20 protein-coding genes and 1 riboswitch are annotated in these 21,760 nt (G+C 74.8%); of the genes, 4 read left to right on the top strand and 16 right to left on the bottom strand.

Translation table 11 applies throughout. The features are described 5' to 3' along the window. Positions 1-158 precede the first annotated feature (158 nt). The 14 genes from KLI87_RS11075 to KLI87_RS11140 all read right to left on the bottom strand — a co-directional run bounded on the left by KLI87_RS11075 (position 159) and on the right by KLI87_RS11140 (position 16,353). The gene (locus KLI87_RS11075) at positions 159-1,838 is read right to left on the bottom strand and encodes a GTPase family protein (protein WP_156217915.1); all 1,680 of its coding nucleotides are present in this window, start codon (positions 1,836-1,838) and stop codon (positions 159-161) included. Then, positions 1,835-3,982, bottom strand: coding sequence for an AAA family ATPase (locus KLI87_RS11080; protein WP_308165961.1), 2,148 nt, complete (start codon positions 3,980-3,982; stop codon positions 1,835-1,837). Before KLI87_RS11080 ends, KLI87_RS11075 begins: the two co-directional genes overlap by 4 nt. Then, positions 3,979-5,217 (bottom strand): uroporphyrinogen-III C-methyltransferase, encoded by a 1,239-nt coding sequence (cobA, locus tag KLI87_RS11085; protein WP_214616879.1) that lies wholly within the window; start codon positions 5,215-5,217, stop codon positions 3,979-3,981. The genes KLI87_RS11080 and cobA overlap by 4 nt, the downstream gene beginning before the upstream one ends. Before the next feature lie 138 nt (positions 5,218-5,355). Continuing rightward, positions 5,356-7,155 carry a nicotinate-nucleotide--dimethylbenzimidazole phosphoribosyltransferase gene (gene cobT / locus KLI87_RS11090; RefSeq protein ID WP_308165962.1) on the bottom strand — a complete coding sequence of 600 codons (1,800 nt, stop codon included), beginning with the start codon at positions 7,153-7,155 and terminating at the stop codon, positions 5,356-5,358. After that, complete coding sequence (cobC, locus tag KLI87_RS11095; protein ID WP_308165963.1) at positions 7,139-8,191, bottom strand: Rv2231c family pyridoxal phosphate-dependent protein CobC; 1,053 nt, start codon at positions 8,189-8,191, stop codon at positions 7,139-7,141. The genes cobT and cobC overlap by 17 nt, the downstream gene beginning before the upstream one ends. Before the next feature lie 74 nt (positions 8,192-8,265). Beyond that, positions 8,266-8,862 carry a precorrin-8X methylmutase gene (locus KLI87_RS11100; RefSeq protein ID WP_214616881.1) on the bottom strand — a complete coding sequence of 199 codons (597 nt, stop codon included), beginning with the start codon at positions 8,860-8,862 and terminating at the stop codon, positions 8,266-8,268. Between the two features lie 58 nt (positions 8,863-8,920). Continuing rightward, positions 8,921-9,397, bottom strand: coding sequence for a cobalamin biosynthesis protein (locus KLI87_RS11105; RefSeq protein WP_214616882.1), 477 nt, complete (start codon positions 9,395-9,397; stop codon positions 8,921-8,923). Then, positions 9,394-10,335, bottom strand: coding sequence for a cobalamin biosynthesis bifunctional protein CbiET (locus tag KLI87_RS11110; RefSeq protein WP_156217912.1), 942 nt, complete (start codon positions 10,333-10,335; stop codon positions 9,394-9,396). Before KLI87_RS11110 ends, KLI87_RS11105 begins: the two co-directional genes overlap by 4 nt. Then, positions 10,332-10,823 carry a hypothetical protein gene (locus tag KLI87_RS11115; RefSeq protein ID WP_214616883.1) on the bottom strand — a complete coding sequence of 164 codons (492 nt, stop codon included), beginning with the start codon at positions 10,821-10,823 and terminating at the stop codon, positions 10,332-10,334. Before KLI87_RS11115 ends, KLI87_RS11110 begins: the two co-directional genes overlap by 4 nt. Then, on the bottom strand, positions 10,820-11,422 hold the full coding sequence (locus KLI87_RS11120; RefSeq protein WP_214616884.1) for a GNAT family N-acetyltransferase: 603 nt from the start codon (positions 11,420-11,422) through the stop codon (positions 10,820-10,822). The genes KLI87_RS11115 and KLI87_RS11120 overlap by 4 nt, the downstream gene beginning before the upstream one ends. After that, a complete protein-coding gene (locus KLI87_RS11125; RefSeq protein ID WP_308165964.1) occupies positions 11,419-12,828 on the bottom strand; it encodes a cobyrinate a,c-diamide synthase in 1,410 nt (469 codons plus the stop codon). The genes KLI87_RS11120 and KLI87_RS11125 overlap by 4 nt, the downstream gene beginning before the upstream one ends. A gap of 7 nt (positions 12,829-12,835) precedes the next feature. Beyond that, on the bottom strand, positions 12,836-13,450 hold the full coding sequence (gene cobO / locus KLI87_RS11130) for a cob(I)yrinic acid a,c-diamide adenosyltransferase (RefSeq protein ID WP_214616885.1): 615 nt from the start codon (positions 13,448-13,450) through the stop codon (positions 12,836-12,838). 47 nt (positions 13,451-13,497) lie between these two features. After that, on the bottom strand, positions 13,498-15,525 hold the full coding sequence (locus tag KLI87_RS11135) for a putative cobaltochelatase (RefSeq protein ID WP_214616886.1): 2,028 nt from the start codon (positions 15,523-15,525) through the stop codon (positions 13,498-13,500). 57 nt (positions 15,526-15,582) lie between these two features. Continuing rightward, positions 15,583-15,714: riboswitch (cobalamin riboswitch) on the bottom strand. Positions 15,715-15,783: 69 nt separating this feature from the next. Next, positions 15,784-16,353, bottom strand: a complete 570-nt coding sequence (locus KLI87_RS11140; protein WP_308165965.1) for an ATP-binding protein — start codon at positions 16,351-16,353, stop codon at positions 15,784-15,786. 194 nt (positions 16,354-16,547) lie between these two features. Between KLI87_RS11140 and KLI87_RS11145 the strand changes: the two genes are divergently transcribed. The 4 genes from KLI87_RS11145 (at position 16,548) to KLI87_RS11160 (ending at position 20,423) form a co-directional block, all read left to right on the top strand. Next, positions 16,548-17,393 (top strand): helix-turn-helix transcriptional regulator, encoded by an 846-nt coding sequence (locus KLI87_RS11145; protein WP_156217908.1) that lies wholly within the window; start codon positions 16,548-16,550, stop codon positions 17,391-17,393. After that, positions 17,390-17,590, top strand: coding sequence for a DUF397 domain-containing protein (locus KLI87_RS11150; RefSeq protein ID WP_214616887.1), 201 nt, complete (start codon positions 17,390-17,392; stop codon positions 17,588-17,590). The genes KLI87_RS11145 and KLI87_RS11150 overlap by 4 nt, the downstream gene beginning before the upstream one ends. Before the next feature lie 201 nt (positions 17,591-17,791). Then, positions 17,792-19,552, top strand: coding sequence for an acetolactate synthase large subunit (locus tag KLI87_RS11155; protein WP_156217907.1), 1,761 nt, complete (start codon positions 17,792-17,794; stop codon positions 19,550-19,552). A 70-nt stretch (positions 19,553-19,622) separates the two neighbouring features. Then, positions 19,623-20,423: an SDR family oxidoreductase gene (locus KLI87_RS11160; protein ID WP_156217906.1), complete on the top strand. Its 801-nt coding sequence runs from the start codon at positions 19,623-19,625 to the stop codon at positions 20,421-20,423. Between the two features lie 22 nt (positions 20,424-20,445). Here KLI87_RS11160 and KLI87_RS11165 read toward each other — a convergent pair whose 3' ends face one another. Beyond that, entirely contained in the window at positions 20,446-21,246 is an 801-nt protein-coding gene (locus tag KLI87_RS11165) for a methyltransferase domain-containing protein (RefSeq protein WP_156217905.1), read from the bottom strand. 174 nt (positions 21,247-21,420) lie between these two features. Next, complete coding sequence (locus tag KLI87_RS11170) at positions 21,421-21,648, bottom strand: hypothetical protein (RefSeq protein WP_214616888.1); 228 nt, start codon at positions 21,646-21,648, stop codon at positions 21,421-21,423. Positions 21,649-21,760 lie beyond the last annotated feature (112 nt).

Here is a 21,760-nt window from a genome sequence, read left to right on the forward strand (position 1 = left end):
CTGAGTGATGAGTACAACGGTGGCTGAGGAGTGGGAGGGGGCGGAAGGGGTGGTGGCGATTGTGGATAACCGGGCGGGCGGGAGGCTCTGAGCTTCGGGGTCTGGTGGGCGTGGTCTTTGGCCTGGGTGGGGGGCTCGGGGAGATCGCGCGTTTGGTGTCAGTCGCCTAGCGCCTTGGTCACGTCTTCGCGGTAGCGGGCGTAGCGCTCCAGTTCCGCGGTGATGGGGGTGATGACCTTCTCGTCGGCCACGCGTTCGATGCCCTCGCGCATGTGCTCCTCCATCTTGTCGCCGTGTTTGGCGGACGAGAGGGCCACCAGGTTCCGGCAGGCGGACGCGGTGAGCAGGCCCATGCCGAGGGTGCAGACGGCCAGGACGGCGACGTAGGGGATGAGGCCCGCCTCGCCGACGAGGTCGGGCGGGTTCTGGCCCGCGTCCAGGAGCCCGTAGGCGACGAGGAGGCCGATCCAGGCGACGCTCAGGACGGCGACCAGGATGAGGAAGTACTGCCAGGTCTTGATCAGCCACCACCAGCGGGGCACCTGGTTGAAGCTGGGCAGGGCGTCCTTGAGGGACTCGCCGAGGGCCTCGGGGATCTCGACGGCGTGGGTGCGGGCGGCGGCGCGGACGGAGCGGGCCCAGGGGGGCGGGAGTTCGGCGGCCACGCCCGCGGTGACGGTGTGCAGGGCGTTGTCGACGTCGCCCTGCTGGGCGCCGATGGGGCCGGTGAAGGCGTCGCGGAGCTCCTCGCGCAGTTCGGTGAGGCGCATGCGGCGGAGCGGGTCGGAGCGGAGGCGGGTGATGAGGGCGGTGACCGGCCAGCCGACGAAGTCGGCGGCGCGCAGTTCGTAGGCGCTCTCCATGGCGTCGGCGACGGCGGTGGCGCCGGCGGCGTCGGTGAGGGCCTGGACGAGGTCCTGGCGGCGGTCGTCCTCGACGGTGGTGGGCGGGTCGGCGGTGTAGCGGTGGACGGCGAAGCGCTCGGCGACCTTGTCGATGTCGGCGGACAGGCGCTCGCCGCGGGCGCGGCGGGCGGCGACGGTGTCGACGAGGATGTCGCGGAAGCCGGTGACGCCCTCGTCGCTGACCGCGGACGTGGTGACGATGCGCGGGTGGGCGAGGCCCTCGGCCTCCAGCAGGCGGCGCAGGTCGGCGACGCAGTCGTCGATCTCGTCGGGGCCGAGGCGGTCGACCTGGTTGAGGACGATCAGCGTGACGCCCGCGTGCCGGGCGAACGGGACGATGTAGTTGCGGTGCAGGGCGGCGTCGGCGTACTTCTGCGGGTCCACGACCCAGACGAGGAGGTCGGCGATGGTGACGAACCGGTCGACCTCGGCGCGGTGCAGGGCCTGGATGGAGTCGTGGTCGGGTAGGTCGAGCAGGACGAGGCCCTGGAGGGAGGTGTCGGGGCGTTCGAGGTCGAGCGCGCTGGCGCGGGCGTAGCGGTGGCGCTTGTCGACGTCGAGCCAGTCCAGGAGCGGCCCGGCGCCGTCCAGCCCCCAGACGCAGGCGTGGGCCTGCGAGGTCATCGGGCGGCGGATGCCGGTGGGCGAGAGTTCGAGGCCGCAGATGGCGTTGAACAGCGAGGACTTGCCGCTGCCCGTCCCGCCCGCGAGCGTCACGACCGTGTGGTCGCCCGACAGCCGCAGCCGCTGCCCGGCGCGGTCGAGCAGGGCGCCGGCGTCGTCGAGGAGCGGCTGGTCGAGGCGTCCCGTCCCGGCCTGGACGAGCCGGTCGAGGCCGTCGAGCCGCTCGGGCAGCGGGGTGGGCTCGGGCGGGGCCGGCGGCGGGTAGACCGGGGTGCCGAGCGAGCTCGCGGGGATGGCCGAGGTGGTCATCGGGCAACCTCAAGATTGTAGGTGGCCTGGTACAGCTGGACGGGGACGGTCTCGTCGGGGATTCCGGCGGCGTCGAGCGCCTGCCCGTATCTGATCGCCTCCTCGTCGAACAGCATTCCGATGCGGCTGCGCAGGTCGGCGCGGGCCTTGGCGCCCATGCCGCGCAGCGACTCGGCGCCGAACAGGGCCTTCAGGAGCCGCTGCGGGACGGCGCTGTTGCCGCCCTCGACCGCGACCTCGGAGGTGCCGTAGCCGAGCAGGCCGATCATCAGGACGAGCGAGACCGCCTCGGTGTCGAAGGAGACCAGCTTGGCGACCGAGCGCTTGGTCACGCCCTCGGTGCGGATCAGCTCCTGGACGTGGTCCTGCCAGGAGCTGACGGCGCGGGTGGCGCGGCGCGACAGCTCCGGGGAGACGCCGCCGAGCGTCGCGGCCGGGCCGGACATGACGTGGCCGCCCGCCGGGTGCGCCCGCCAGCGGGCGAGGACCTCCTCGGCGCCGTGCTCGGCGGACGACATGATCAGCGATTCGAGGGCGTCGCGCAGCGCGGACTTCAGCGCGCGGACGCGGGCGGGGCTGCGGTGGCGGCGACCGGCCGAGCGTCCCCGGCGCGGCCGCTGGACGTGCAGGGCGCGCAGCAGGTCGCCGGTCCCGGCGAACTCCTGCCAGCGGGCGAGGACCTCGCCGCGCAGGAGGGAGCCGTTGCGGGTGGCCTCGTCGAGTTCGGCGAGGACGGTGGCGTAGGCGCCCTCGACCTGCTGGGCCAGCTCGGCCCGCTGGGCGACCTGCGCCTCGACGTGCCGCGCCAGTTCGGGGACGCGGGTGCGGAAGCTGTCCAGGACGGCGGCGAGGGTGTCGCTGACGACGATCTCGCGCCCGTCGGTGTCCTCGGCGACGCCGACGAGCCAGGCGCGGATGTCCGCGACGACGTCCTCGGGGAGGCGGCTCTCCTCGATCCGGGTCTCGGGGACGGTGAAGCGCCGCGCGTCGCCGACCTCGTGCTCGTCCAGCATCTCGCCGAAGTGCTCGGCGACCTCGGCGCCGCCCCAGCCGGTCTCGCCGGAGCGGTCGCCGCGCCCCTCGCTCTGCGGGATGCGGGAGAGCACGACGCCGATCGTGGCGCCGTTCTCCTTGGCGCGCTGGAGCATCTGCCATACCTGGGCGTCGGCGTACCGGGCGGCGGTGGTGACGCACAGCCACAGGTCGGCGGCGGCCATCAGCTTGGTCGCGAACTCGTAGTGGTCCTCGAAGACCGAGTCGAAGTCGGGGCTGTCGAGCAGCGCGAGGCCGGGCGGCAGCGCCTCGCTCGCGATGATGACGAGCTGGTCGCCGGCGATGGCGTCGGGCGCGGGTCCGCGCACCCGGCCCATGCCGGGCAGCATCGGCCCCTCCATGAACCAGGCGACGTGGTCGGGGTGGCAGACGAGGATCGGGCTGCTGGTGGTCGGGCGCAGCACGCCGGTGGCGCTGACGCGGGCGCCGACGAGGGTGTTGACCAGCGTCGACTTGCCCGCGCCGGTGGATCCGCCGAGGACCACGAGCAGCGGGGTGCCCGCCGCCTGGACGCGCGGCAGGACGTAGTCGTCGAGCTGGTTGCGCAGCTCGGTGCGGGCCTCGCGGGCCTCCTCGACGTCCGGGACGTCCAGGACGAAATCGAACGTGCCGAGCTGGTCGCGGAGCAGGGTGAGCGCGCGGATCAGCTCGCCCTGGCGCGCGGTCCCGCCGCCGGTGCGGGGCGCGGTGCGGGTGCCGCCGGACGCCCTGGAGGCGTCACCGCGCAGGCCCTTGGGCTGGGGCGCGGCCTCGGCGGGCTCGGCCGCGGGGGCCTCCACGACCTCCACGACCTCCACGACCTCCGCGGGCTGCTCCGCCTGCGGTTCCTCGGGAGCGGGTGTCGCCTTCTTGGACGGTGCGGGCGCGCCCTTCGTGGAGCGGCGGCGGCCTCTGCGCGACCGTCCCTTGCCCGAAGCGGGCTTGGCGGGTTCGGGCGTCTCGGTCTCGGCCGGGGACGCCGCGTCCTCGGCGGGCACGGCGGGTGCGGGCGCCGACGCGCCGCCGGACGTGCCCGGGGTCTCGCCCGCGCGTCCGGGGCCGGTGCCCGCCTCCTCGTCGTGAACCGCGCTCTGCTCTGCCGGGGGTGTCACGGATCCCGTCCCATGTCGGCTCGAATCAGTTCGATCTCTCGTGCCACGCCGACCACGTCGCCGACGACCACGATCGCCGGGGGCCGGACTCCCGCGGCGGCCATCTCCCCGGCCACCGAGCCCAGCGTCGCCGTCAGCGTCCGCTGGCCGGGGAGGGTGCCGTCCTGGATCACGGCGACCGGGGTGTCGGACGACCGACCATAGCGCATGAGGGCGGCCGCGATGAGCGCCATCCGCTCGACCGCCATGAGCAGGACGAGGGTGCCGTTCGCGCGGCCGAGCGCCTCCCAGTCGACGGTGGACTCGGCGTGGCCGGGCGGGACGTGCGCGGAGACGACGTGGAACTCCTGCGCGACGCCGCGGTGGGTGACCGGGATGCCGGCGGCGGACGGCACGGCGACCGCGCTGGTGATGCCGGGGACGACGATGACCGGGATGCCGTGCCGGGCGCAGTGCAGGGCCTCCTCGCCGCCGCGGCCGAACACGAAGGGGTCGCCGCCCTTGAGCCGCACGACGAACTTGCCCTGCCCGGCCTGCTCGACCAGGTGGTCGTTGATGCGCTCCTGGGTGACGGTGCGGCCGTAGGGGATCTTGGCGGCGTCGATGACCTCGACGTCGTCGGCCAGCTCGTCCAGCAGCGAGCCCGGGGCGAGCCGGTCGGTGACGACGACGTCGGCCATCGCCAGCAGCTGCCGCCCGCGCACGGTGATCAGCCCGGGGTCGCCCGGTCCGCCGCCGACGAGCGCGACCCCGGCGGGCTTGCGCCGGGAGTGCCGGGACTCCAGGCCGCCCGAGCGCAGGCCGTCGACCACGGCGTCGCGGATGCCCGCGGCGCGCCGGGGGTCGCCGCCGAGCAGGACGCCGACGGTCGCGTCGCCCGCCTGGCCGCTCGCGGGCGTCCAGGCCGGGGAGGACTCGGCGTCGTCGGCCCGCACCGCCCAGATCCGGGCGGCCTCGGCCTCGGCGACCACGGCGGCGTTGACCTTGGCGTCGTCGGTGACGGCCTGGACGAGCCACGCGCCCGCGCAGTCGCCGCGCTCGTAGCGGCGGGGCCGCCACTCCAGGCGCCCGGCCTCGATCAGCCCTTCGAGGGAGGCGGTGACCTGCGGGGAGACGAGCACCACGGCCGCCCCGGCGGCCAGCAGGGCCGGCACGCGGCGCTGGGCGACCCGCCCCCCGCCGACGACGAGGACGCGTCGCCCGCCGAGTCGCAGGCCTAGCAGGTACGGGGGCACGTGGTGAATCTCTCGATCGGGTGTCCGGAGTCGTTTCTCGCGGGCGCCGGTGACCGGCGCCTGTCTTTGTGGAACAACGGTACTCGGGTTGGCGAGCTCATGGAGAGGTCCGCGGGCGAGTCGATAGCCGAGCGTGACTCATTCCGTGATCGCGTCGTTACGCCGCCCGGCGTCCTTGCCGCTGACCCCGGCCGAGTCGAACGTGGCGACCTCGTGCAGGACCCGCACGGCGCCCTGGACCAGCGGCAACGCCAGCAGGGCGCCGGTCCCCTCGCCGAGCCGCAGCTCCAGGTCGACCAGGGGGCGCAGGCCCAGCGCGGCGATCGCGGCGGTGTGGCCCGGCTCGGCGGAGCGGTGCCCGGCGACGCAGGCGCCGAGCGCGTCGGGGCACAGCGCGGCGGCGGCGAGCGCGGCGGATCCGGCGATCACCCCGTCCAGGACGACGGGGACCCGCAGCGCCGCCCCGCCGAGGACGAACCCGGCGATGGCGGCGTGCTCCAGCCCGCCGACCGCCGCGAGCACCTCCAGCGGGTCCGCGCGGCCCGGGAGGCCGTGCCGGTCCAGCGCCGCCCGGACGATCTCGATCTTGTGGGCGTGGGTGGCGTCGTCGATGCCGGTGCCGCGCCCGGTGACCTGCTCGGGCGGCAGTCCGGTGAACGCGGCGACGAGCGCGGCGGACGCGGTGGTGTTGGCGATGCCCATGTCGCCGGTGACCAGGCAGCGGGCCCCGGAGGAGACCAGGTCGCGGGCGACCTCGATGCCGGTCTCGACGGCGCGGCGGGCCTCGTCCATGGTCATCGCGGGCCCGCGGGTCATGTCGGCGGTGCCGGGGGCGATCTTGCGGGGCAGCAGGCCGGGCGCGGGGTCGAGGGCGGCGGCGACGCCGACGTCCACGACGCTGACCTCGGCGCCGACCTGCGCGGCGAACGCGTTGACGACCGCTCCCCCGGCCAGGAAGTTGGCCACCATCTGCGCGGTGACCTCCTGCGGCCAGGGGGTCACGCCCTGCGCGTGGACGCCGTGGTCGGCGGCGAAGACCGCGACCGACGCGGGTTCGGGGAGCGGCGGCGGGCACCGCCCGGCCAGTCCGCAGAGCCGGACCGACAGCTCCTCCAGCACGCCGAGCGACCCCGGCGGCTTGGTGAGGCGGGCCTGGTGGTCGCGGGCGTCGCGCATCGCGGCCTCGTCCAGCGGGCGGATCGCGGCGACGGTCTGCTCGATCGGGTTCACGATGTCCTCTCCGGGCAGCGCGCGCCGCCCGTACTCCTCGTCGTGCACCGCCCACGCGAGGGGGCGGCGCCGCGCCCAGCCGGTGAGCGCGAGCAGGGGGGCGGGCGGGAACGCGGCGACGCGTCCCACGCACAGGTAGGCGATGATCTCGATATGGGCGGGGAGGCCCAGCTCGGCGGCCAGTTCGCGTTCGTCGAAGAAGCTCACCCAGCCGGCGCCGAGCCCCTCGGCGCGGGCCGCGAGCCACAGGTTCTCGACGGCGCAGGCGACCGAGTAGTGGGCCGTCCTCGGCTGGACGTGGCGTCCGAGCGGGTTCCGGCCGCCCCGGGTGGGGTCGCAGGTCACGACGATGTTGACGGGCGCCTCGCGGATGGCCTCCACCTTGAGTCGGTCGAGGCCGGCGGCGCGCGCGGGCGGCAGGCTCGCCGCGTAGACGGCGCGCTGCCGCTCGGCGAGGTCGCGGATGCGGCGCCGCTTGGCCTCGTCCCGGACGATGAGGAAGTCCCAGGGCTGGGTCAGCCCGACCGAGGGGGCCCTGTGGGCGGCCTCCAGGACGCGCGTGAGGACGGCGTCGTCCACGGGGTCCGGGAGGAAGCCCTCGCGCATGTCGCGTCGTTCGGTGATGACCCGGTAGACGGCCTCGCGGTCGGCCTCGTCCCAGGGCGCACTGGAAACGTCGCCGGACATGTCGTCAGATGCCCAGTTCACCGAGCACCTCCAGGAGCGCGTCGTTGGACGCGCGGTCGCGGACCGCTATCCGGAGCCAGTCCGGGCCGAGCCCTGGGAACGTGTCGCCCCGGCGGACGGCGTAGCCGCGCTGGCGCAGGAGCGCCCTGATACCGAGGGCGTCCGGTACGCGCAGGCACAGGAACGACGCCCGCGCCTCCGGGACGACGTAGAGCCCGCGCGCGGCGAACTCCGCCGCGAGCCGGTCCCGTTCCGCCGCGAGCAGGACGGCCCACCGCTCCGCCTCGGCGACCGCGTCCGGCGCGGAGCACGCCTCGATCGCCACGAGCGCGGGCGTGGAGACGGCCCAGAGCGGCTGCGCCTCGGCCAGCCGCGCGACCAGCCCGGGGGCGGCCAGGACGTACCCGGCGCGCAGCCCGGCGAGCCCCCACGTCTTGGTGAGGCTGCGGATCACGGCGACGCCGGGCGGCAGGCGCGTGGCGAGCGTCTCCGGCTCGCCCGGGACGCAGTCCATGAACGCCTCGTCGACGACGACCGTCCGGCCTGGCCTGGCCAGCGCCGCGACCGCGCCGGCCGGGTGCAGGACGGACGTCGGGTTGGTCGGGTTCCCGACCACGACGAGGTCGGCGTCGTCCGGGACGGCGGCGGGGTCGAGGGTGAAGTCCTTGCCGAGGACGACCCGCCCCACCGGGTGCCCGGCCGCCCGCAGAGCGGCCTCCGGCTCGGTGAACTGCGGGTGCACCACGATCGCCCGGCGCGGGGCGAGGACCCGCGCGAGCAGCACGAACGCCTCGGCGGCGCCCGAGGTGAGCAGCACCTCCTCCGCCGCCCTGGCGTGCCGCCGCGCGACCGCCCGGCGCGCGGGGCGCGGGTCGGGGTAGGCGGCCAGGCCCGCGACGGACGCGCGCAGCCGCTCGGCCAGCCACGGCGGAGGCGTCCCGGTGCGCACGTTGACGGCGAAGTCGGCGAGCCCGTCGCCGACCTCCGTGTCGCCGTGGTGCCGCAGATCCACCTCGTCCGGCGCCGCCGCCTCGGCGTGCCCCGTGGTCCCGTTCACCACTGAACCCCCTGCTCGGTCGTCCGCCCGCGTCCGTCGTTCTCGTCGTTCTCGCATGCCGTGCTCCGCGGCCGTCAGGAGGCGGCCGGCTCGTGGTAGAGCAGCGCGTTGACCGCCGCCGCCGCGACCACCGAGCCGCCCTTCTCCGAGACGTTGCTGAGCTGCGGCAGCCCGCTGGCGCGCAGCGCCTCCTTGGCCTCGGACGCGCCGACGAAGCCCGCCGGGACGCCCACCACCAGCGCGGGCCGCACCCGCCGCTCGATGATCTCGGTGATCGCCTCGTGCGCCGACCCGATCGCCCACACCGCGCCCGGCCCGACCTCGGAGTAGGACAGCCGGACGGCGGCGGCCGAGCGCGTGACGCCGGCGGCGCGCGCCATCCGGGCGGCGGCGGGGTCGGTGGCGTGGCAGAGCGTCTCGCGGGCGCTGATCCCGGCCGCGACCATGCCCTCGTCGGTGACGATCGGCGCCCCGGTGCGCAGCGCGGCCCAGCCCTGCCGGAGCGACTCCTCCTCGGTGACCAGGTCGTCGGCGTACGCCAGATCGCCGGTGGCGTGGATCACGCGCTCGGCGACGGCCCGCGACAGCGGGGGCAGCGCGGACAGGTCCACGCGGGAGCGCAGGATCTCATACGACCGGAGCTCGATCGGATGGGGCTGGCGTACGCTCACTGAGCCTCCAGGCTGATCATGGTGTTCCTCGCTGTCGCCGGGGATGCGGGGCCGGACATCACGCCCCTGTACAGTCTCCGCCTGACTTGTCTAGAAATAGTCGAGCCTGACCGCCTATTTCGGCTATCGATGCGGTCCTGGCGACCGCCGCGGTGGCGCGGGCCGATCTGCGCTTGCGCACCACGAGCCGGACGCCCCCGCCCGAACCGGGCGCCTTCAGGGCGGCGTGCAGGGCGGCGTGCAGGGCGGCGGCCTCCGCGACGCTCGCGGTGCCCGTCCGCGCCCGCACCGCGCCGGACGGGGAAGGCACCTCCACCCGCGCCAGCACCTCCACGGGGTAGGCGACGAGGGGCAGCCCGCGCCGTGCGGCGGCGGCGCGCAGGACGGGCTCGGCGGCCCGGCCCTCGGCGGTCGCCACGCACCAGACCGCGCCCGGCTCCAGGCCCGCCTCGTCCAGCACGCCGCCGATCAGCTCGGCGACCTCGGCGGCGCCGGCTCCGCTGGACGCGCCGACCCCCACCACCGCGCACGTCATGGCCCGAGGTCCCCGATCGGGATCGTCTCGACCCGCCGGACGTCCCTGGACGGGCGCGGCCGCGCGGCGGGCCCGCCGCGCCGCCCCCAGACGACCGTCACCGGCGCGGGCATCGGGGTCGCCTGGAGCGCGACCGCCCCGGCGGTGAACCCCTGCCCGGTCAGGACCTCCAGCATCGCGGGGGCCTCCTCGTCCGACGCGACGGCGGCGACCCGGCTCAGCGCCCGCCCGGCGCAGGCCGCGAGGGTCTCGGGGCCGCCGTGCCCGCCGAACACGGCGTCCGGCTCCGGCAGATGGTCGAGGACGGACGGCACCTCTCCCCGCGACACCGCCACCCTCACCCCGTGCGCGCGGACGTTCTCCCGCACGCGCTCGTAGCCGGCCTTGTCGCGTTCGACGGCGACCACGGCGGCGCCGAAGCGCGCGCACTCGATTCCCACGGAACCGTCGCCGGAACCCACGTCCCAGACCATGTCGCCCAGGCGCGGACCCAGTTTCGCCAGGACGAACGCGCGAATCCCCGGTTCCAGGGCCGCCGCGTCACCGAACGCCTCCCGCGGCAGGGCCCACTCGGACGGCCCCAGAGCCGCACCGGAGATCCAGCCCGCTTCCTCCGGCGGACGCCGGTCGTCCAGGACGAGGACCACGTCCGGGTTCGTCCACGGCCGCGTCGTCGCCTCGGCCGGACGGACGTGCACGATGCGCTCCTCCGGCCCGTCCAGGCCCTCGCAGACGACGAACGCGCGCGGGGTCTGCGGGAACAGCGCGCGCCCGAGTTCCGCCGGGCCCGCGCCGGGGCCCGTCAGCACCGCGACCTTCGGGTGGGCGCGGCACACGTTCACCGCCCGCCGCAGCTCGTGCGCCGACACGACGAGCGCGCCGTCCGGCGACAGCCCGGCCCGCGCGAACGCCAGGCCCGCCAAGGCGGCGCGGGTCATCGCGCCATCCGCCCGAACATGCCGACCATGCGCTGCCCGGTGGAGTCGACCAGCACGACCTGCGCCGCGATCGGGCTCTCGGCCGAGCCCGCCGCCCGCGCGGCGCGCCGCTCCAGCTCACCGGCGGTGCGGCGGCACAGCTCGCGGCCGCAGGGGCCGAGCTTCCCGGCCGCCTCCCACAGCTCGTAGGCGCGCCGGGGGGCACCGGCGACCTCGGCGGACAGCGCGGGCCCGCCGTCCATGTCCCGTGTGATCGAGCCGAGGACGTCGGAGCCGGCGGGCGCGAGCGCGGCCTGCTCGTCCAGGCCCGCGATCAGCACGACCTGGGCGAGGCCGTGCTCGACGGCGGCGGTCAGCTCGTCCAGGTCCACCGGGGTGAAGCAGGCGTCCGGAAGCGCCGGGAGCATCCGCCGGGCGGCCTCGCCCGCGCCCTCCCCGTACAGCACCAGGGTCGTCTCGCCGCGCGACGCCGCGTCCGCCGCCGTCATGTCCGCCGCTCCCCCTGGTCGACGAGGTTTCCGAGGTGGCCCGGGAGCAGGTCGGTGGCGAGCATGCTGAAGACGACCATGTCCTCGTTCACGCCGTCGGGGCGGCGCTCGGCGCCCCGCGCTATCCCCTCGCGCCGGTAGCCGCCCTTCTCCGCGACACGGATCGAGGCGTGGTTGCTGACCAATGCACGCAACTCCACCCGGAACAGGCCGCATTCGCGCAGCGCCCACCGGGAGACGAGCGACAGCGCCTCCGTGGCGTAGCCGTTCCCGCGTGCGCCCGGCCGGACGCCGTAGCCGACCTCGCAGGTGAGGTGGTTCCAGTCGACGCGGAAGAGCCCGATCGTCCCGAGCAGGCGGCCCGACTCCCGGTCGGCCACGGCGAGGTGCAGGGCGAGCCCGAGGCGCTGCACGTTGTGGACGCCCTCCTGGAGGAACCAGGCGATCGGCTCGGCCTCCAGCACGGTCGGGAAGTTGGGTGGGAGGAAGTCCTCACCGTCGCGGATCACCTCGATCACGTCGGCGGCGTCGTCGAGCCCGAACGGGCGTAGGACGAGCCGCCCGCCCTCCAGGCGCTCGATCTCCTTGAAGGCCCTCACTGACGGTCCCCTCCGCCGGCCCTCACCATCCTGCTCGCGAGCCGCGGCGACCCGGCCCAGTGCAGATGCAGGTAGGACGCGACACACTCGCCCTTCACGAAACCCTCCGGACCGGACGTGGACCACTGCCACGCCGCCCGCCACTCCCCCGCGGCGCCGTCCCGCGCCGCCCCGTGGCCCGGTTCCGTGACCGTGCGGTGGAACTCGTGGCCGCGCAGCCGCTCCCCCGTCCGGGCGACGACCGAGTCGGCCACCGCCACCGCGGCACGATAGCCCAGTGTCAGGCGCGGGGCCATGGTCGCCCTGACCCCGTCCAGGACGCCGCACATCGGCGCGCCGTCCAGTTCCTGGGCGAGGTAGAGGAGTCCCGCGCATTCCGCGTAGAGGGGACGCGACGATTTCGCGAACGCGGCCAGGTCCCTGCGCAGCGGCTCGTTCGCGGACAGCTCCGCCGCGTACACCTCGGGGAACCCGCCGCCGATGACGACACCGCGCGTCCCCTCGGGGAGCGCCTCGTCCCGCAGCGGATCGAACCGGACGACGTCGGCGCCCGCCGCGTCCAGCAGCTCCTCGTTCTCCGCGTAGCCGAAGGTGAACGCGGGCCCACCGGCGACGGCGATCCGCGGCCTCTCGCTCGGCGGCGGGTCCACCTCCGCGGCCGGGTCCCAGGGCTCGGCGTTCAGCGCGGGGACGTCGCGGGCCAGCGCCAGCACCGCGTCCAGGTCGCAGGACGAGGCGACCATCTCGCCCATCCGGCGGACGCTCTCCACCGCGTCCGGCCTCCGCTCGGCGGCCGGGACGAGCCCCAGGTGCCGGGACGGCGTCGCCGCGTCCCCGTGCCGCCGCAGCGCGCCCAGCACCGGCAGCCCGAGCTCCTCGACGGCGTCGCGGCACATCCGCTCGTGCCCGTCCGAGCCGAGCCGGTTGAGGATCACGCCGCCGACCCGGGCCGTCCCGAACGAGCGGAACCCGTGCACGAGCGCCGCGACCGAGCGCCCGGCCGCCGCCGAGGCGTCCACGACCAGCACGACCGGGGCGTCCAGCAGCGTCGCGACGTGCGCGGTGGACGCGTAGTCCCCGCCGCCCGGCGAGCCCGACGTCGCCGGCCCGGCGGCGCCGTCGTACAGGCCCATCACGCCCTCGACGACCGCGAGGCCAGCGCCCGCCGCGCCGTGCAGGAACAGCGGGACGACCAGCTCCTCGGACGTCAGCCACGGATCGAGGTTGCGCCCGGGGCGGCCCGTGGCGAGCGCGTGGTACCCGGGGTCGATGTAGTCCGGGCCCACCTTGTGCGGGGACACCGCGAGGCCGCGCGCGGTGAACGCGGCCATCAGCCCGGTCGCCACGGTCGTCTTGCCGCTCCCCGACGAGGGCGCGGCGACGACGATGCGCGGGACCGCGCTCACCACCCGATCACCACTCGATGCCCTTCTGGCCCTTCTGGCCCCGGTCCATCGGGTGCCGGACCTTGCCCATCTCGGTGACGAGGTCGGCGAACTCCACCAGCCTCGGGTCGGCGTCCCGGCCGGTGATCACGACGTGCTGGTTGCCGGGCCGGTCGCGGAGCGCGGCGACGACGTCCTCGACATCGACCCAGCCCCACTTCATCGGGTAGGTGAACTCGTCCAGGACGTAGAGGCGGTAGGTCTCGGCGGCGAGGTCGCGCTTGATCTGCTCCCAGCCCTCGCGCGCGTCGGCCTCGTGGTCGGCCTCGGCGCCGGGCCGCTGGATCCACGACCAGCCCTCGCCCATCTTCGTCCAGAACACCGGCCCGCCCTCGCCGGTCTCGGCGTGCAGGCGGCCCAGCGCGAGCAGCGCGTTCTCCTCGCCGATGCGCCACTTCGCCGACTTGACGAACTGGAACACCCCGATCGGCCAGCCCTGGTTCCACGCCCGCAGCGCGAGCCCGAACGCGGCGGTCGACTTGCCCTTGCCCGGCCCCGTGTGGACCATCACCAGCGGACGGTTGCGGCGCTCCCGCGTCGTCATCCCGTCCTTCGGCACGTACTCCGGCTTGCCCTGCGGCATCTCAGTCCCCGCCCTTCATCCGGTGGCCCATGACAATCACGCGACACTCACGCGACGCTCCGCGCGTCCCGGACGACCCCGGCGAGCGCGTCCGCGCCCAGCCGGTCGAGGTGCACGACCTCCGCGCCGAGCCGCGCGCCGAGCGCGCCCGCGAGCCCGAGCCGCACCGGCCCCGACTCGCAGTCGACGACGACCGACGCCCCGCCGCCGAGCGCGCCCGCGAGCAGGCCCGCGGTCCTGGCCGGGTCCGGTCCGTGCGTGGCGCGCCCGTCGGTGACCACGACCAGCAGCGGACGGCGGGCCGGGTCGCGCAGCCGCTCCACCCGCAGCACCTCGGCGGCGCGCAGCAGGCCGGCCGACAGCGGCGTCCGGCCGCCGGTCGGCAGCCGCTCCAGCCGCCGCGCCCCGGCCTCGACCGAGGACGTCGGCGGCAGCGCCAGCTCCGCGTCCGCGCCCCGGAACGTGATGAGCCCGACCTTGTCGCGCCGCTGGTAGGCGTCCAGGAGCAGGCTGAGCACCGCGCCCTTGACCGCGCGCATCCGCTTGCGCGCCGCCATCGACCCGCTCGCGTCCACGACGAACAGCACGAGGTTGCCCTCGCGGCCGTCCCGGACCGCCTCCCTCAGGTCGTCCGGGGTCACGACCAGCCCCCGGCCGGCGCGCCCGCGCGCGACCTGGTGCGGTGCGGCGGCCCGGAGCGTCGCGGTGAGGTGCAGCCCGCGCGCTCCCGGACGGGCACCGGACACGCGTCCGTACGGGCTGCGCGCCTTGGAGCGGCGTCCCGGAGCGCCCGCGCCCACGCCGGGCACGGTGAACAGGCGGGGTCTGTATGCGGCGTCGGCCGGGGCGGGCTCGGTGTCCGACGACCGTCCCTGGCCGCTCCCCACGGACGGCTCCGACGGCTCCGACGGCTCCCCGCCTTCCTGGGGGAGGTCGTCCCCGGGCGCGCCCCCGCCCGGCCCGTCAGGCCCACCCGATCCGTCGGGACCGTCGGGGCCGTCGTCAGGCGGCTCGGGGTCGGGGTCGGGGTCGCCGTGCTCGTCCAGGACCTCGTCGAGCTTCTGCCGGTCGAGGCCGGGCGCGTCGAACGGGTCGCGGCGGCGGCGGTGCGGCAAGGCGAGGCGCGCGGCGGTGCGCACGTCGTCGGCGTCGACCGCGGCCCGGCCGTGCCAGGCGGCCAGCGCGATCGCCGCCCGCGCCGTGACCAGGTCGGCGCGCAGCCCGTCCACCTCGAACGAGGCGCACACCGCCGTGATCTGGCGGAGCGCCGTGTCGGTCAGCTCGACGCCGGGCAGCCGGTCGCGGGCGGCGGCGATCCGCCCGGCCAGCGCGGCCTCCTCCCCGGCCCAGCCCGCGGCGAAGCCCTCCGGGTCGTCCTCGAAGCGCAGCCGCCGCCGGACGACCTCCGCGCGCTCGGCGGGATCGCGGGTCGCGGCCACCTCGACCGTCAGCCCGAACCGATCGAGGAGCTGCGGGCGCAGCTCGCCCTCCTCCGGGTTCATGGTCCCGACCAGCAGGAACCGCGCCGCGTGCCGCACCGACACGCCCTCGCGCTCCACATGGGACTCGCCCATCGCCGCCGCGTCCAGCAGCAGGTCGACCAGGTGGTCGTGCAGCAGGTTGACCTCGTCCACGTACAGGACGCCCCGGTGCGCCGCCGCGAGCAGGCCCGGCTCGAACGCCTTCACGCCCTCGGTCAGCGCGCGCTCGATGTCCAGCGACCCGGTGAGCCGGTCCTCCGAGGCGCCCACCGGCAGCTCGACCAGCCGCGCCGCCCGCTCCCGCCCGGCGCCGCCGTGCGGGGCGTCGGGGCAGCCCGGATCGGACGCCCGCGGGTCGCAGGAGAACCGGCAGCCGTCGGCGACCGCGACCGGCGGCAGCAGCGCGGCCAGCGCGCGGACGATCGTCGACTTGGCGGTGCCCTTCTCACCGCGCACCAGCACGCCGCCGACGCCCGGGGACACGGCGTTGATCAGCAGCGCGAGCTTGAGGTCGGCCATTCCGACCACGGCGGAGAAGGGGTAGCGCGCGGCGCGGCCGCGCTCGCGGGGCGGCGTCGCTTCGGCAGGGGGCATGCCTGGTCGTCCTTTCCTCGGGTGTCCACGCCCGTGGCGGTTCCTGTCCGACGGCCGGAGTCTCCTGGCTCCCGGATCACGGCTCCCCCTCGGCCTTCCAGCCGTCCCGGAGGGCGGCCGTGGCGCGAGCGAGGGGGAACTCCCCTGGTCACAGTTGCGGGACAGCCCCGGATTCGCACCGGGTTCCTCCGCTTCCGTCGCAAGGCACAGGATCGCACACCCGAGCGGATCGCGCCCGCCGGGCGCCCCCCGCGCGGGTCAGGTGCCGAGGAGGGACGGGCCGCCGGGGCCGCGCGCGGGCACCGCGAACCAGACGGCCTTGCCCCGGACGGGCGGCCCGAGCCGCGACAGCGCCCGCTGCATGCCCCAGCGGCCCTCCGACAGCTCCCGGACGATGCTGAGCCCCCGCCCGCAGTCGCCGGACGTCCAGGAGTAGCCGGGCAGCCGCGTGTCGGAGAGCGGGTCGGTGAGGGGATCGGCGAACGCGTCGGCGGGGGCGGCGGAGAACGCCTCGGCGTAGGCGTCGAAGACCGCGCAGCGGGCCTCCCCCAGGCCGTCGTGGTCGAGCCATAGCTCGTGCGGGCCGTGGTCGCCGGCGTGCTGGTAGGCGTTGGTGGCCAGCTCGCTGACCATGAGCCGGGCGTCGGCGACCACGTCGCGGGTCGCGCCCACCGCGGCGAGCGCGCCGGCGAGGACGCGGCGCGCGTGCCCGGCGCAGCCGGGGCCGCGGGGCAGCGCCCACGCCCGGCCGGGTCTCGCGCCGGCGGGCGTCCGGGACGGCGGCGCCGCGGGGATGGTGCCGCCGGTGATGTCGGGCGAGGTCTTCACGGGTCCTCCCGTGGTCTACGCGCTCGGGAACGCGCGACCTTCGTCGGTTACTTTAAGTCCCCGGTTGGTCACAGCGTCCAGACTCCCGTGAGAATCTCACGTTCGCAACCGCCTTGAGGAGATTGCTCTGCCCGGGGCTCCGGGTTCGCCATTCGCGTTGTGGGGCGGCGCCAGAGTGGGGAGACTCCACTCTCATGACCTACCGACCAACGGTTCGTGGCCGCCGGCTGGCCCGGGAACTGCGAAAGCTGCGCGAGGAGCAGCGGCTGACCCTGCAGGAGGTCGCGGACCGGCTCGACTGGTCGCGGGCCACCGTGTCCCGGCTGGAGACGAGCCAGACCCGGCCGCGTCCCGGCGACATCGCCGACATCCTCGACCTGTACGGGGTCCCGAGCCCGGCCAGGGACGCGCTCATCACGCTCGCCCGGCAGGCGGGCCAGCGCGGCTGGTGGACCGCGTACCAGGACGTCTTCACCGGCAGCTACGTCGCGCTGGAGGACGAGGCGTCGCACATCCGCACCTGGGATCCGCAGCTCATCCACGGGCTGCTCCAGATCGAGCAGTACTCCCGCGCCGTCATCACCGCCGGGCGGCTGCTGCCCGCGCAGGAGGAGATCGAGCGGCGGATCTCCGCGCGCACGATCCGGCAGGCGCTGCTGGACCGCGAGAACGCGCCGAAGCTGCACGTGATCTTCGATGAGTCGGTGCTGCACCGGCAGATCGGCGGGCCCGAGGTCATGCGCGCCCAGTTGGAGGCGCTCAACCTGGCCGCGGAAACTCGCCCATCCGTGTGCGTTCAGGTACTTCCTTATACAGCGCAGGAGCATGCGGGCCTTGACGGACGTTTCACCATATTGTCGTATCCGAACGCCGCGGACCCCGATATCGCCTACGTCGAGGGCACCATGGGCGACGTTTACCTTGAGAGCGCCGAGGAAATAGCAAAACATAGGGACCGCTTCGATCGGATCGAGGCGGAGGCCCTGTCCCCCGAGGATTCCGCGCACCTCATCGCCGAGGCAGCAAGGAGCAGCCCGTGACCAACCTGCAGCGCGAACTCACCGGAGCGTGCTGGCGCAAGTCGTCCCACAGCGGCAGCGGAGACCAGTGCGTCGAGGTGGCCACCCTGGCCAGTGACCTGCGCGCGGTCCGCGACTCCAAGGACCCCGCCGGGCCCGCGCTGGTGCTGACGCAGGCCGCCTGGCGGACCCTGCTCACCTCGCTCCGGGAGGCATAGCAGCAGCGAGCACGACCCGAGGGGCCGCGGCGTACGCCGCGGCCCCTCGGCCTGCCCGCCCCTTTTCGGCCCGCTCGAAATGGCACGTGAGGGATCGCACAGTGCGGAGAGGAATGGGAGGGACGGGCCGGGGGCTGACCCTTTGGGGAGCGGGAAACCCGGCTTCCCGGATAGCGATCAGAGAGTGGAGATGGGCACACGATGTCCGCTGAGCAAGCCGCGTCCGTACGGGAGACCACGCCCGTAGGGGAAGCCGGATCCGCAGGGGAAGGGGTTTCCGCGTCCGGAGCGGACGGCCCGGAGGGCGCGCCGGAGCAGCAGGACGCGGCCCGGCTGCTCGTCAGGACCCTGGAGGCGGAGGGGGTCGAGTACGTCTTCGGCATCCCGGGTGAGGAGAACATCCACTTCGTCCACGCGCTGAACGAGTCCTCCATCCGGTACGTGCTCGTCCGGCACGAGCAGGGCGCGGCGTTCATGGCCGAGATCTACGGGCGGCTGACCGGCCGGGCGGGGGTCGCCTCGGCCACGCTCGGGCCCGGCGCGATCAACCTGCAACTCGGCGTCGCGGACGCGACCACCAACAGCACCCCGGTCGTCGCGATCTCCGCGCAGGTGGGGCTGGACCGGATCTACAAGGAGTCGCACCAGATCGTCGACCTCGTGTCCCTGTTCCGCCCGATCACCAAGTGGTCGGAGCTGGCGCCGACGGCCGAGGCGCTGCCCGAGATGGTGCGCAAGGCGTTCAAGACGGCGCAGACCGAGCGTCCCGGCGCGGTGTACCTGGCGATCCCCGAGGACGTGGAGTCCGCGAAGGTCGCCGCCGACCTCAAGCCGCTGAAGGTCAACGTCGTCCGCCCGCAGGAGCCGTCGGCGTCCCAGATCGCGCGGGCGGCGGACGTGATCGCGCTCGCCCGGCAGCCGATCATCCTCGCCGGGCACGGCGCGGCCCGCGCGGGCGCGGGCGAGGCGCTCGTGCACTTCTCCGAGCTGCTCGGGCTGCCGGTCGCGACCACGTTCAACGGCAAGGGCGTGTTCCCCGACGACCACCGGCACGCGCTCGGCGCCGTCGGGTTCATGCGGCACGACTACGTGAACTTCGGCTTCGACGAGGCGGACGTGCTGATCGCCGTGGGCTACGAACTCCAGGAGTTCGACCCGGTCAAGATCAACCCGGCCGCCGACAAGAAGATCATCCACATCCACCAGTTCCCCGCCGAGGTCGACGACCACTACCCGGTCGAGGTCGGCATCCAGGGCGACCTCTCGCGCTCGCTGCACGCGCTCGCCGAGGCCGTCCACCGCCGCTTCGACGTCAACGGGACGGGCCGCGAGATCCGCCGGCTGATGAGCGAGGAGCTGGCCGAGGGCGCGGTCGAGGACGGGTTCCCGCTCTCGCCGCGCCGCATCGTCGCCGACGTCCGCGCCGCCATGGGACGCGACGACATCGTGCTCGCCGACACCGGCGCGGTGAAGATGTGGATGGCGCGCATGTACCCGACCTACGAGCCGAACACGCTGCTGGTGTCGAACGGGCTGTCGTCCATGGGGTTCGCGGTGCCGGGCGCGATCGCCGCCAAGCTCGCCCGCCCCGACCGGCGGGTGCTCGCGGCGACCGGCGACGGCGCGTTCCTGATGAACTCGCAGGAGCTGGAGACCGCCGTCCGCGAGAACATCCCGATCACCGTCCTGATCTGGGACGACTCCGCCTACGGGCTGATCGAGTGGAAGATGGACCTCGACATGGGGACGAGCTCGCACGTGAAGTTCGGCAACCCCGACTTCGTGAAGTACGCCGAGAGCTTCGGCGCGCGCGGCTACCGGGTCGGCTCGGCGGGCGAACTGCTGCCGACGCTGCGCAAGGCGCTCGCCGACGACGCGGTCTCGGTCATCACCGTGCCGGTCGACTACTCGCACAACCTCCGCCTCACCGACAAGCTGGGGGAGCTCACGGATCCGTTCTGACACGGGCACGCCGCGCGCGCCATGGCCGCTGACACAAATGTCCGGTGGGTCCTGGCCCTAACCTGGCGGCATGGGGAGCAACGGTGACGGGCCCCTCGCCGGGCGCGTGGCGGTGGTGACGGGGGCGGGACGGCGGGCGGGGATCGGGTTCGCGATCGCCCGGGACCTGCTCGCGGCGGGCGCGAGCGTGCTGGTGCAGTCGTGGACGCCGCACGACGACGAGCAGCCGTGGGGCTCCGATCCCGCCGGGATCGACGGGGTGCTGGAGGCGCTCGGCGGGACCGGCCCCCGGCTGGCCTACCTCGCGGCCGACTTCGCCGCGCCCGAGACGCCCGGACGCGTCGTCCAGTACGCGGTGGAGACGTTCGGCGCGATCGACGTCCTCGTCGCGAACCACGCGCGCAGCTCGCTGCAGGGGCTCGGCGAGCTGACGGCCGCCGAGCTGGACATGTGCTGGGCGGTGAACGCGCGGGCCAGCGCGCTGCTCGCGCAGGAGTTCGCGGCCGTGCACGACGACGCGCGGCCGGGCGGGCGGATCGTGCTGTTCACCTCGGGCCAGCATCTCGGGCCGATGCGGCGGGAGATCCCGTACGCGATCAGCAAGGGCGCGATCCAGCAGATGACGCTGACGCTCGCCGACGCGCTCGCCGACCGGGGCATCACGGTCAACACCGTCAACCCGGGGCCGGTGGACACCGGCTGGGCCGACGAGGAGCTGACCGCCAAGGTCGTCGGGGCGCTGCCGTTCGGCCGGTGGGGCGCGCCGGACGACGTCGCGCGGCTGGTGCGGTGGCTGGTCTCCGACGAGGGCCGCTGGATCACCGGTCAGGTCATCAACTCCGAGGGCGGCTTCCGCCGGTGGGCCATGTGAGCCCCGGGTGTGAGCCCCGGGGTCAGGCGCGGCAGATGATCTCGCCGTGGGTGACGGAGTACCAGCCGTCCTCGGCGGCGGCCCACGCCTTCCAGCCCTCGTAGAAGCGCCGCAGCTCCTCGCGGGTGGCGTGGCCTCCGGCGACGGCCTTGTCGGCGACCGAGGAGTCGCGCAGCCGCCCGCCCCAGGACTCGCTCCACCACTCGCGCTCCCGCGGGGTGGAGAAGCACCAGCTCGACGCGGAGGCGGTGACGTCGGTGAACCCCGCCGCGCGCGCCCAGGACACCAGGCGGCGCCCGCCGTCGGGCTCGCCGCCGTTGCCGCGCGCCACCTTGTAGTAGACGGGCAGCCAGGAGTCCATTCCGGGCGGGTCGGGGTACCAGACCATGCTGCCGAAGTCGGCGTCGCGGGCGGCGACGATCCCGCCGGGCTTCGCGACCCGCCGCATCTCGCGCAGGGCGAGCACGGGGTCGGCGACGTGCTGCAGCACCTGGTGCGCGTGGACGATGTCGAAGGTGTCGTCGGCGAAGCGCAGCGCGTGGACGTCGGCGACGGTGAAGGCGACGTTGCCGAGGCCCTCGGTGCTCCGGCGCGCCTCGTCCAGGACGGCCTCGGCCGCGTCGGCGCCGGTGACCGGGCCGGGGGCGACGCGGCGGGCGAACCCGGCGGTGATCGTGCCGGGGCCGCAGCCGACGTCCAGCACCGAGAGGCCGGGACGCAGGTGGTCGATCAGGTAGGCGGCGGAGTTCTCGACCGTCCGCCACTGGTGCGAGCTGAGCACGCTGCCGTGGTGGCCGTGGGTGTAGGACGCGTCGGCGGTCATCGGACATCACCTCTCCGTGCGGGTCCGCCAAACCCTACGCCGGTTCTCAATAAATGAGAATCGTGTCTCATAATGCAAGACGGCCGGACAGGGAACGAGGCCGGGGCGTCACGCCCCGGCCTCGCCTTCGGTCTCGCTGCCGGTCTCGCTGCCGGTCTTGTTGGGGGCCGGGTGTCAGGCGGCCAGCGCGATCCGGCGCTCCGGCATCGGAGCGCGGACGGGAGCGGGGACGGGGGTATGGACGGGAAGCGCCTCGACCACGGCCAGCGCGGGTGCGGTCTCGGCGTAGGCGTTCAGCGTCGCGTGGGTGAGTTCGGTGAGCCACGGCTGCACGACGGTCCGCTCGGCGGGCCCGCCCAGCCGCGGGTGGGAGAGATGGAATGTGCCGGTCGTCTCGCTCACTGCCAACACCCCTTCCTTGAAGCCCGGTGGCCCCATCACCTGCGGGTACCACCGGTTGTCACATACCCGTTAGTACGCGTGTACAAGCCACTTGGTTCGTCGCCTGTTCCCG

Origin of the sequence: Actinomadura sp. NEAU-AAG7 (genome assembly GCF_018603865.1) — a bacterium.
Lineage (GTDB): Bacteria > Actinomycetota > Actinomycetes > Streptosporangiales > Streptosporangiaceae > Spirillospora > Spirillospora litoris.

Coding starts and splice junctions, on each gene's coding strand:
- KLI87_RS11160 (WP_156217906.1), top strand. CDS start 19,623: ATGGGGAGCAACGGTGACGGGCCCCTCGCCGGGCGCGTGGCGGTGGTG.
- KLI87_RS11135 (WP_214616886.1), bottom strand. CDS start 15,525: ATGCCCCCTGCCGAAGCGACGCCGCCCCGCGAGCGCGGCCGCGCCGCG.
- cobO (WP_214616885.1), bottom strand. CDS start 13,450: ATGCCGCAGGGCAAGCCGGAGTACGTGCCGAAGGACGGGATGACGACG.
- KLI87_RS11105 (WP_214616882.1), bottom strand. CDS start 9,397: ATGACGTGCGCGGTGGTGGGGGTCGGCGCGTCCAGCGGAGCCGGCGCC.
- KLI87_RS11075 (WP_156217915.1), bottom strand. CDS start 1,838: ATGACCACCTCGGCCATCCCCGCGAGCTCGCTCGGCACCCCGGTCTAC.
- KLI87_RS11145 (WP_156217908.1), top strand. CDS start 16,548: ATGACCTACCGACCAACGGTTCGTGGCCGCCGGCTGGCCCGGGAACTG.
- KLI87_RS11155 (WP_156217907.1), top strand. CDS start 17,792: ATGTCCGCTGAGCAAGCCGCGTCCGTACGGGAGACCACGCCCGTAGGG.
- KLI87_RS11110 (WP_156217912.1), bottom strand. CDS start 10,335: ATGACCCGCGCCGCCTTGGCGGGCCTGGCGTTCGCGCGGGCCGGGCTG.
- KLI87_RS11165 (WP_156217905.1), bottom strand. CDS start 21,246: ATGACCGCCGACGCGTCCTACACCCACGGCCACCACGGCAGCGTGCTC.
- KLI87_RS11115 (WP_214616883.1), bottom strand. CDS start 10,823: ATGACGGCGGCGGACGCGGCGTCGCGCGGCGAGACGACCCTGGTGCTG.